General features: G+C 38.3%; 9 protein-coding genes. All 9 read left to right on the top strand.

Translation table 11 applies throughout. The annotated features are described in order from the left end of the window. Positions 1-8: 8 nt before the first annotated feature. Positions 9-452, top strand: a complete 444-nt coding sequence (locus tag ACTQ45_RS09080) for a PTS sugar transporter subunit IIA (protein WP_441753048.1) — start codon at positions 9-11, stop codon at positions 450-452. Next, complete coding sequence (locus ACTQ45_RS09075; RefSeq protein ID WP_441763495.1) at positions 452-1,594, top strand: mannitol-1-phosphate 5-dehydrogenase; 1,143 nt, start codon at positions 452-454, stop codon at positions 1,592-1,594. Before ACTQ45_RS09080 ends, ACTQ45_RS09075 begins: the two co-directional genes overlap by 1 nt. 268 nt (positions 1,595-1,862) lie before the next feature. Further along, positions 1,863-2,708: a pur operon repressor gene (purR, locus tag ACTQ45_RS09070; protein WP_441763494.1), complete on the top strand. Its 846-nt coding sequence runs from the start codon at positions 1,863-1,865 to the stop codon at positions 2,706-2,708. A gap of 83 nt (positions 2,709-2,791) precedes the next feature. After that, on the top strand, positions 2,792-4,162 hold the full coding sequence (glmU, locus tag ACTQ45_RS09065) for a bifunctional UDP-N-acetylglucosamine diphosphorylase/glucosamine-1-phosphate N-acetyltransferase GlmU (protein ID WP_441763493.1): 1,371 nt from the start codon (positions 2,792-2,794) through the stop codon (positions 4,160-4,162). 93 nt (positions 4,163-4,255) lie between these two features. Then, positions 4,256-5,233: a ribose-phosphate diphosphokinase gene (locus tag ACTQ45_RS09060; protein ID WP_441753175.1), complete on the top strand. Its 978-nt coding sequence runs from the start codon at positions 4,256-4,258 to the stop codon at positions 5,231-5,233. A 494-nt stretch (positions 5,234-5,727) separates the two neighbouring features. Next, the gene (locus ACTQ45_RS09055; protein ID WP_441763540.1) at positions 5,728-7,119 is read left to right on the top strand and encodes a sugar transferase; all 1,392 of its coding nucleotides are present in this window, start codon (positions 5,728-5,730) and stop codon (positions 7,117-7,119) included. 620 nt (positions 7,120-7,739) lie between these two features. Continuing rightward, entirely contained in the window at positions 7,740-8,825 is a 1,086-nt protein-coding gene (locus tag ACTQ45_RS09050) for a hypothetical protein (protein ID WP_441763492.1), read from the top strand. 205 nt (positions 8,826-9,030) lie between these two features. Then, entirely contained in the window at positions 9,031-10,515 is a 1,485-nt protein-coding gene (locus ACTQ45_RS09045; protein WP_441753039.1) for a nicotinate phosphoribosyltransferase, read from the top strand. A 32-nt stretch (positions 10,516-10,547) separates the two neighbouring features. Further along, on the top strand, positions 10,548-11,378 hold the full coding sequence (nadE, locus tag ACTQ45_RS09040) for an ammonia-dependent NAD(+) synthetase (RefSeq protein WP_441763491.1): 831 nt from the start codon (positions 10,548-10,550) through the stop codon (positions 11,376-11,378). Positions 11,379-11,393 lie beyond the last annotated feature (15 nt).

Genomic DNA, 11,393 nt, shown 5'->3' with positions numbered 1-11,393 from the left:
GATAAATAATGGAATTAACACATGAAATGATTAAACTGAACCAATCCTATACAAGTAAAGAAGAGGTGATTCGCGCGGTCGGTGACTTGTTAGTCGCAGGGGGTGCAGTGGATCCAAGTTATATTGAATCGATGCTTGAACGTGAAACAATTGTCACGACACACATGGGGAACTTTGTTGCGATTCCTCACGGAACGGATGAAGGAAAAAAACACGTGCAGAAAACGGCGATAGCTTTAATTACAGTGCCAGAAGGGGTCGATTTTGCTTCCGGCGAAGATGAAGAGAAATTAGCGATGGCGATTTTTGGTATTGCAGGCATTGGCAATGAACATTTAGATTTATTGGCTAAAATAGCAGTCTTTTGTTCAGATGTGGATAATGTTGTGCGTTTAGCGGATGCTCAAACGGAAGAAGAAGTGATCGCAATGCTTGGGGAGGCAGAAATATAATGAAGAATGTACATTTTGGCGCAGGAAATATTGGACGTGGCTTCATAGGGGAAATCTTATTTCAAAATGGATTTGAAATTACCTTTGTGGATATCAATGCGACGTTGATTGACGCTTTAAAAGAGCGTGGTACTTATGAGATTGAATTAGCAGATGAATCTAAAGAGAGAATCACAGTGACCGGCGTGACGGGCTTAAACAATCAAACAGAACCAGAAGCTGTCGTAAAAGCTGTTGCAGAAGCAGACCTTGTGACAACAGCCATCGGGCCGAATGTGTTACCCTTTATTGCTGAATTGATTGCTAAGGGCTTGCAAAAGCGCCGTGCCAATAATGTCATGCAAGCAATCGATGTGATAGCTTGTGAGAACATGATTGGCGGCTCAGATTTCTTAAAAGAAAAAGTCCTTGGTTTCTTAACTGAAGAAGATTTAGCTTATGTCGAAGAATATGTCGGCTTCCCGAATGCAGCGGTTGACCGGATTGTACCATTGCAATCACATGAGGACCCTTTATTTGTCTCGGTTGAGCCTTTTAGTGAGTGGGTCATCGATGCGACGCATAGTAAAGCGAAAGAGAGTCATTTAGAAGGTGTTGAATATGTGGTGGATTTAGAACCTTATATTGAACGTAAATTATTCTCAGTAAATACTGGGCATGCGACTGTGGCTTACAACGGGAGCTATAAGGGCTTTGAAACGATTGATGAAGCCATGGGTGATCCAGAAGTGTTAGCTTTATTAAAAGCGGTTTTAAATGAGACTGGTGCCTTATTAGAAGCTAAATGGCAGTTTGACCATGAAACACATCAAGCGTATATTGAAAAAATTATTGGTCGTTTCGAAAACCCTTATATTTCGGACTTGAATACACGTGTGGCACGTACACCTATTCGTAAATTAGGTTATGATGAGCGTTTCATTCGTCCTCTAAGAGAAGCCAGTGAGCGTGGCTTAAGTTATCAAGCCTTATTGGCGACGGTGGCACGTATCTTTAAATACGATGAAGAAACAGATGAGCAAAGCGTTGAGCTACAATCTTTACTAGCTGAGAAACCGTTAGATGTAGTGATTCAACAAGTAACAGGAATTGAAGAATCGAGTCTAGTGGCTGAAATTAAGGCCGCTGTAGAGACTTTATAAGCCTTTTAAGAGACTATCACGCTGAAAAAAAAAGCCTGATAGTCTTTTTTGAAGTGGCAGAGGACGTGTGGTTGACAAGTGTGTTTTATTGAGAGATTCCAATAAAAAGCGAGTCTTTTGAGGTGACAAGGGGAGTAAGAGTGAAGTAACATTCGGTCATTTTTCTTGTGATAGATTGATTCTTATACGAACTATTCTCTAGAAATATATCTTAACGTTAATTATTTTGTTATACTAGGGGTATTAACGAGAGATAAGGAGTAGCGCCATGGCTGAAAGTCCAGTTAAGATTAAGAGGAATCACCGTATTTTATATATTAGTAACTATTTAACAGAGCGTCCCAACAAGCTAATCAGTTTATCTTATTTTGTTGAGTATTTTGGTAGTGCGAAGTCTTCGATTAGTGAAGATATTGATTTTATTCGAGAGGTTTTTGCTTTTAATAAGATTGGTCAAATTTCTACGGTAGCGGGGGTTGCTGGTGGGGTTATTTTTTATCCTCAAGTGGCTCAGATAGAGACGGATCAGTTGCTTGCGGAGATTGAGGAGAAGTTACAAACGGGTAAGCGTATCATGCCAGGTAATTATATTTATTTGGCGGATATCCTTCAGGAAGCTGAGACCTTAAATTTAATCGCACGTCATATTGCGTCTTTCTATCAAGAAGAAGAGATTGATGCAGTAATGACGATTGAAACCAAGGGGATTGGTTTAACTGTTGCGGTGGCTCGTTATTTAAATGTGCCACATGTGATTGTTCGTCGCGATTCTGCTGAAGCAGAGGGTTCAACGATTTCGATTAACTATATTTCGGGGTCACATCAGACGGTTAAGAAGATGGAATTGACTAAAAGTAGTCTGAAGGCTGGTAGTAAAGTTTTAATTATTGATGACTTTTTGCGTAATGGTGGAACAGTGAGTGGTTTAATATCCTTGTTGGATGAGTTCGATTGTCAGCCGGCCGGGGTTTGTGTGTTCGCTGAAAACACGCATAAAGAGCGTGTACATATTGAAAATTATGTTTCTTTCTTAAAGATTGAAATAGTTTACAATAAAGACGCAGGGCACTTTGAGCTTCAGATGTTGCCAGGAAATTTTTTCGATGGAAAATAATCAATAGACCTATGGTATTCAAATAGCTATAATAAGTAATGGAAAATTAATAAATAATTCGTTTTAGAATGAGGAGTGTAAAAATGAGTAATCGGATGGCGATCGTTTTGGCCGCAGGTAAGGGTACGCGGATGAAGTCTAGTTTATATAAAGTATTGCATCCCGTGTGTGGTTTGCCAATGGTGGAACATGTCATTCGCTCTGTTAAGCAGAGTGGTGTCAGTCAAATCGTGACAATTGTTGGACATGGAGCAGAGAAGGTACAGGAAGTTTTGGGTGATCATTCTCAATATGCTTTACAAGAAGAACAACTAGGAACGGGTCATGCAGTCTTACAAGCGAAAGACTTGCTAGGTACACTTGATGGAACGACTTTAGTCATTTGTGGGGATACGCCTCTTTTAACTGGTGAGACTTTAACTGAGCTATTTGATACTCATGAGAAAAGTGGTGCCAAGGCGACAATTTTAACGGCAATTGCTGATGACTCAACAGGTTATGGACGAATTGTTCGTTCAGCTAATGATGAAGTTGCTAAAATCGTTGAGCAAAAAGATGCGCAAGCAGCTGAATTAGCGATTAAAGAGATTAATACAGGAACGTATGTTTTTGATAACCAAGCACTATTTAATGCATTGAGTCATGTTACAAATGATAATGCTCAAGGTGAATATTACCTTCCAGATGTGATCGAATTAATTAAAGCAGATGGCGATGTTGTATCTGCTCATATTATGGATGATATGGATGAAGCAATTGGTGTAAACGATCGAGTGGCCTTAAGTCAAGCACAAAGAACGATGATGCGTCGTATTAATTTAGCACATATGCGTAATGGTGTGACATTCGGTAACGCTGATTCAACTTATATTGAGCCAGATGTAGTGATTGGTAATGATACGGTAATTGAAGCGGGAGTTCACTTAAAAGGACAAACGATCATCGGATCAAACTGTTTCGTAGGAATGAATTCTGAAATTGTCGATAGTCAAATTGCTGATCATGTGACGATTACTCAATCAGTTATTGAAGAATCAATAATTGGCGAGCGTACAGACATTGGACCCTTTGCTCATATTCGTCCAAATAGTGTCTTAGGAAAAGAAGTACATATTGGTAACTTTGTAGAGGTTAAGAATAGTCGTGTCGGTGATGAAACAAAGGCCGGTCATTTAGCTTATATCGGAGATGCGGATTTAGGCAAGAAAATCAATGTAGGTTGTGGCACTATTTTTGTTAACTATAATGGCAAAAGTAAAGCACGTTCTAACATTGGAGATCAAGCGTTTATCGGTAGCAATGCGAACATAGTTGCGCCAGTAAACGTTGGCGAGAAAGGCTTTGTTGCTGCGGGATCAACGATTATCAATGATGTTCCAGCTGAAGCATTAGCAATATCTCGTACAGAGCAAAAAAACGTACCAAATTATTGGGAAAAACTTTCGAAAAAGTAAGCAATTTAAATAGGTTTTAACCCCTATCAGGGTTATAATATAACTAACAGACGGCAAGAAATCATACCAAACGGAGGGCAAAAAAAAGTGGCTATAAAACATTATAATGATCCGAAATTAAAGATTTTTTCATTACGTTCTAACGAGCCTTTAGCAGAAAAGATTGCTGCGGCAATCGGGCTAGACTTAGGAGAAATTGAAATTTCGCATTTCTCAGATGGAGAAATCAAGGTAAATATTGAGGAAAGTATACGTGGAGACCATGTTTATATTATTCAATCAACTTCTTTCCCGGTCAGCGATAACTTAATGGAATTGTTAATTACAATTGATGCTTTAAGACGTGCGAGCGCTAAGACGATTAACGTCGTAATGCCTTATTATGGTTATGCTCGTCAAGATCGTAAAGCTCAATCACGCGAGCCAATCACTGCGAAGTTAGTAGCAAACATGCTACAAATGGCTGGTGCAACAAGAATGGTTACATTGGACTTACATGCTGTTCAAATACAAGGATTCTTCGATATTCCAGTTGATCATTTAATGGGCGCGCCATTATTGGCGAACTATTTCTTAGATAATGGTTTACACGGAGACGACGTTGTTGTTGTTTCTCCTGATCACGGTGGTGTAACGCGTGCACGAAAATTAGCTGAATTCTTAAAATCACCTATTGCCATTATTGATAAGCGTCGTCCAAAAGCGAATGTGGCGGAAGTGATGAATATTGTTGGTGAAGTTTCAGGTAAAACGTGTGTGTTAATCGACGATATGATTGATACAGCGGGGACAATTACTTTAGCAGTAAAAGCTTTGAAAGAAAAAGGTGCTAAAGCTGTCTTTGCATGTTGTACACATCCAGTGTTATCTGGACCAGCAATTGATCGTCTAAGAGATTCTGAGATTGAGAAAATTATCGTAACAGACTCGATTTTATTACCAGAAGATCGTCTGTTACCTAATATGGAAATTGTTTCTGTATCTCAATTAATTGGTGAAGCAATCAAACGTATTCACGAAAACCGTTCAGTGAGTCCATTATTTGTTGAAAAATTCAAAATGATCGACTAATTGACGGGAAATTAAGTAAGTCATTAATGTCAAAATGAAGAATAAAGCGTTGTGAGTATGCGAAAGTGTACTCATAGCGCTTTTTATGTGCATAAAGGCCTAACTAACCTCATGCAATACACAGGTTTAACATCACTGCTCACTTGCCAGAATTCACTTTCGTCTCAGTCGACCAACTAAACCTTGACTAGCCCTTTACGGCACTAAAGTAGCAAATTATTGAAGAAAACAATATAATGGTAAGGATGAAAAAATGATTGTTTTCTGGCAAAGTCATGCTATGATAGGAACTGTTGAATTTTAAGCAAAATAAAATCATATCGACATAACCTCCGTTGATTGGACGAGCGAAGAAAACTTCAGTCGTTGACTGGACGAGCGAAGAAAACTTCAGTCGTTGATCGGACGAGAACTAGTTAAGATGCAACGGTGTGATTCATAAAAAAATTATATAATAATCGAACAAACGATTGGAGGACAGAAAAATGAATAAGATTGAAAACCGTTATGAATGGAATAATTTCCTTCGACTCGGTGTAGTGATTCTGGGTGCCCTTGTTTCCTTACTGTGTATTTATGTTTCGTTTTATTTGAAATTCTGGGGAGATATCCCGGCACGTAACTTTAGAGCCTTTGAGGGAAGTTACATCTGGATATTAATCGGATTTATTTTTATCAACATGTTATTTGAAACTTATGTTTTCTATAACAAATCGCTATTAGACCTATTCTACTTTACGATGTTGAGTCAGTTTATGTTAAGTGTGTTTATGATGGCCTTAACTTATGCAGGGAGTTGGCTAACCTTTCCACGTTCAGTCATTTTGGTGAACTTTTTTGTCGGAACAGCGGGTATTTATATTTATAACGTGGTCGCTTACCTCCTATACCACCGGATACGAGGGAAAAAGCACATTCTCGTTGTCGGTAATCAAGAGCGTGCCCTTGAAGCCATGCGTAACTTTGATATGATGGAAAACCGACGTCACGAGGTAACGCATGTCGTCTTATCAAATTATTTCTATCACGTTCGAGAGTTGGCAGACAAAGTAGATATCGTCTACTTAACTGGTTTTATCGAAGAATCAGAACGAATTAAAATCTATGATTTTTTAATGAGACAGAATAAAAAGCTCTTCATTAGTACAGAATTCCAAAACTTAATGATGGTAAACCCAAACATTATGAATTTTGAAGATGAAAGTATTATAGAAGTGTCACCTTTTAAAATTTCTGGCGAAGAAGAAATTATAAAACGTCTGATGGATATCTTAGTGTCATTAGTTTTACTAGTGATCGCTTCGCCAATCTTATTAATTACAGCAATTGTTGTAAAGTTAGATTCACCAGGACCGATTTTTTATAAGCAAGAGCGAATTACAATGAACCACCGCTCATTTAATATCCTTAAATTTAGATCGATGTCATCAACTGCTGAAGCAGAATCTGGGCCAGTCTTAGCCTCTTCAAATGACAGCCGTATCACAAAAGTTGGAAAATTCATTCGTAGCACTCGAATTGATGAATTACCGCAATTGATTAATGTTTTAAAAGGCGACATGTCTTTAGTGGGCCCACGCCCTGAACGTCCGTTTTTCGTGAATCAGTTTAAAGCAGAAAATCCATATTATTCGCTAAGACACCATGTGCGTGCAGGAATTACAGGTTATGCGCAGGTTTATGGCAAGTACAGTACAGACTTCAACAGTAAGCTGAATTTTGACTTGTTGTACATTAAGAACTATTCGATGGCCTTTGATTTCAAATTGTTATTCCAAACAGTTAAAATCTTATTTGATAAAGTCAGTTCACGTGGAGTTGAGGCCGAATCGATGGCTAAACCAAGTTGGAATGATTACGAAGACCGTGTTAAAATTATTCATTAAACATCAAAGGCTGGTGAGTGCTCAAAAGCATCTCATCAGCTTTTTGAGCAAAATAGGACGAATAGCTATCTGGTCGAAGCCTCAAAAGGCATAGGTTAGCGTTTCGTTAGGAATGTCAGTCTATACATGCTATACTTTTGATAAAGTGAGGTGAGCAGTGATAGGGATTAAATTAATATTGAGAAGCCTTATCTTCTCTTGGATGATGCTCTTTTCAATAGGTAAAGTTGGGCAAAATTCACGTTTTTAGGCGAATGAACTCACGAGTTAACGATATCAATGACTGTCAATGACTGGATATTAAAGATAAATTCTGACCAATTACTATAAATTTTCGCAGCATAGTATCGAATATATTACAGACTATTACACTGAATGAGCGATTGAATTTGCTGAGATAGAATAAGTTTAGGCGAAGGACATTCGAGTTAAAACATTGATAAATATGACAAAGGATTAAGAGGAAATCTGAAAGGAAATCAGTAATGAAAGCATATTCTGACAGTGTTTTGATTATATTATTATCAAGATTGTAATAAAATCGTAAGGCCTTTGATTAGTCATGGATAAAATGTCTGTGTTATAATTAACACATAATAAAGAAAGAAAAGGTGATATTAATGAAAAAAGGATTTAAACTTCTAAGTAGCTTATTAGTAGCTCTGTTAATGGCATTAAACGTACTACCGTCTGTTTCTGCACAATCAACTGCAGGCGAAGTTTTCTCAGAAATTAATGCAGCTAACCAAACGGCTGCGTTGGAGTCAATGCATGCTAATGGTTTTGTTTCAGTAGCATTTGTGTCAGGCGAACAATCAGCAGATATCGGTCAATTTAACTTTGACTTATCTTATAACGTAGATCCGCGTTTCGCAATGGAATTCCAAGGTGAAATCGTGTCTCCATTCTTAGGTTCTGAAGCTTATACTTTATCAGCATGGGCATCAGAAGGTATTGCTTACTTATTTGATGGAGTAAACAATGAGTGGACTGTAGAAGACTATTCTTCACAAGAATATGAAATTTCAGACCAAGTTTACACTGCAATCAACGAAGCACAAGCCAATCAAACTGAATTAACGGCAGATCAACTAGCTTTAGTTGACAAATATGCAGACCTGACTGAAACGGATACTGATTATGTCTTTACTTTAAAACAAGGTATCGATGCTAACGAATTATGGGCTGATTTAGAATCAGCAGTTGATATGGACGCATTAATCAATGATGCAATCGACCAAGCTAAAACTGCAGCTGCAGAACAAGGAATTGAATTTACAGCTGAAGAAGAAGAAATGATTCGTTCAACGTATAGTGTTGAAACATTAGCAACTATTTTAGCAACAAACCCAGTACTTTCTGTAAGCTACAGCAAAGACGATTACAAGTTAACAGCTATGTCTATGGTATTAACAATTAACCCTAACGAATTTGTTGAAGCAACTGAAGAAGAAGCTGCTGAAGCTGGTTTACCAGAAACAATGATCGTAACTATGGAAATGACATTTGATAGTCATGGACAAGAATTCGATATCGTAGTTCCAGAAGAAGCTTTGACAGCTCCAACTGAAACTGAAGAAGTTCCTGCTGAAGAAACAACAGAAGATTCAGTAGAAGAAACGACTGAAGAAACAACAGAAGATTCAGTAGAAGAAACAACTGAAGATTCAGTAGAAGAAACAACAGAGGAAACAGACGCTGAGTAAGCGACTGTTTAATAGTTATGAATAAAAAGACTGGTTTGGCAGCTATTTAGCCAAACCAGTTTTTTTGTATAAAGAGCTGGTGAATCAATGCTCGTTTGTGATGAGATAGGCTCTTACGCGTTATATTTATCGCTATTGTGTGTTACAATAAGGGAAAGTTTTATAGCGATTAAATGAATGAAAGCTAATAAAGGAGCTTGAGACAATGTATAATTTTGAAGATGATAGTTTAATGACACATACAGATTTATATCAAATTAACATGTTGAAAACGTATTGGGAAAAAGGCATGGACAAAAAACGAGCAGTTTTTGAGGCTTATTTTCGTAGCAATCCTTTCCAGAATGGCTTTGCGATTTTTGTAGGGTTAGAACGAATTATTCAATATGTGAATCGATTGAAATTCACTGAATCAGATATTGACTATTTACGTGGCTTATCAATTTATCCTGAAGAGTTTTTGACTTACTTAGCCGAACTAAAGTTTACCTGTACACTTCGTTCGATGGTAGAAGGCGAATTGTGCTTTGCAAATGAGCCACTAATTCAAGTGGAAGGCCCATTAGGAGAGTGTCAATTAATCGAAACTGCCTTACTAAATATACTGAATTATCAAACCTTAATCGCTACGAAAGCAGCAAGAATGCGTAGTGTGATTGGTGAAGGCGATAAGTTGTCTGAATTTGGTACACGTCGAGCTCAAGAGATGGATGCAGCGATTTGGGGAACGCGTGCGGCCTATATTGGTGGCTTTGACAATACAAGTAATGTACGGGCAGGAAAACTGTTTGGTATCCCTGTTTCAGGTACCCATGCGCACTCATTAGTCCAAGCTTACCGTGACGAATACGAGGCTTTCAAAGCCTACGCTGAAACACATAAAGATGTTGTATTCTTGGTAGATACTTATGACACATTACGTTCAGGTGTTCCAACGGCAATCAAGGTCGCCAAAGAAATGGGCGATAAAATCAACTTTCTTGGTGTTCGGATTGATTCAGGCGATATGGCTTATCAATCAAAGAAAATCCGTAAATTATTAGATGAAGCTGGTTTCCCAGATGCCCATATTATTGCATCAAATGATTTAGACGAATTGACGATTTTAAACTTACGCATGCAAGGGGCAAAAATCAATGACTGGGGTGTGGGGACCAAGTTAATTACAGCCTTTGACCAACCATCTTTAGGCGGTGTTTATAAATTAGTGAGTATTGAAGATGAGAATGGTCAAATGGTACCGACAATGAAGATTTCAAGTAATGCTGCTAAGATGTCTACTCCAGGAGTGAAACAAGTTTGGCGTATTACTCGTAATCACGATGGCAAATCTGAAGGTGATTATGTCGCTTTGCTTGAAGAAAGACCTGATCAATTGGAGTCACTCTTTATGTTCCACCCAGTTCATACCTATATTAATAAGACAGTGACAAACTTTACGGCACGTCCATTGTTACAAGATATTTATAAAGATGGTGAACAGGTGTATCACTCACCAGAGTTAACCGAAATTAGACACTATGCAGAACAAAATGTTTCTCAATTATGGGATGAATACAAACGGATTCTTAACCCAGAGCAGTATCCAGTCGATTTATCACAGAAACTTTATGATAATAAGATGGATAGTATTCGAGTTATTCGCGATAGTGTAAAAAATAAAACTAAAGATTTGGACTTAGATAATTAATCACCGAATTGTTTAAGTGAAGGGGTGTAGATATGAGACCGTTACAAAAAGAAATTATTTCAGCTTTGAAAGTTCAGCCTGAAATTGATCCAGCTATTGAAGTAGAAAAAAGTGTGAAGCTTTTAAAAGATTATATGTTAGCCCACAAGGGTCTAACTAGTTATGTGCTTGGTATTAGTGGTGGACAAGACTCCACTCTAGCAGGTAGAATTGCTCAGTTAGCAATTGAAGGTTTACGTGAGGATACCGGTGATTCAAGTTATCAATTTATCGCCGTACGTCTGCCTTATGGGGTTCAAGTAGACGAAGCAGATGCGCAAGCCGCATTAGGCTTTATTCAACCAGACCGGGTGATGACCGTGAATATTGCTGAAGCGAGTGACGCTATGCGTTCAGCGCTTGAAGCCAACGGGCTTGAAATCAGTGACTATAACAATGGCAATATTAAAGCACGTCAACGGATGATTGCCCAATATGCGATTGCTGGTCAAACAGCAGGAGCTGTCATTGGAACGGATCATGCAGCGGAGGCTGTCACTGGCTTTTATACTAAATTTGGTGATGGAGCGGCCGACATTGTACCTTTATGGCGGTTAACCAAGCAACAAGGGCGAGAGATGTTAGCCTATTTAAAGGCACCGAAAGGCTTGTATTTAAAAGTTCCAACGGCCGATTTAGAAGATAATAAGCCAATGCAGCCTGATGAAGTGGTTCTTGGTGTCAGTTATGAAGCAATTGATGCGTACTTAACAGGCCAGGATGTATCAGATAGCGAAGCAGAAACGATTGAAAACTGGTATTTAAAATCACAACATAAGCGACATTTGCCAATCACTCTTTTTGATGATTTTTGGTATAAATAGTCGGGAAGGAGGACT

The organism is Fundicoccus sp. Sow4_D5 (genome assembly GCF_052116365.1).
GTDB lineage: Bacteria > Bacillota > Bacilli > Lactobacillales > Aerococcaceae > Fundicoccus.
This window is presented reverse-complemented; position numbering and strand designations above follow the sequence as displayed.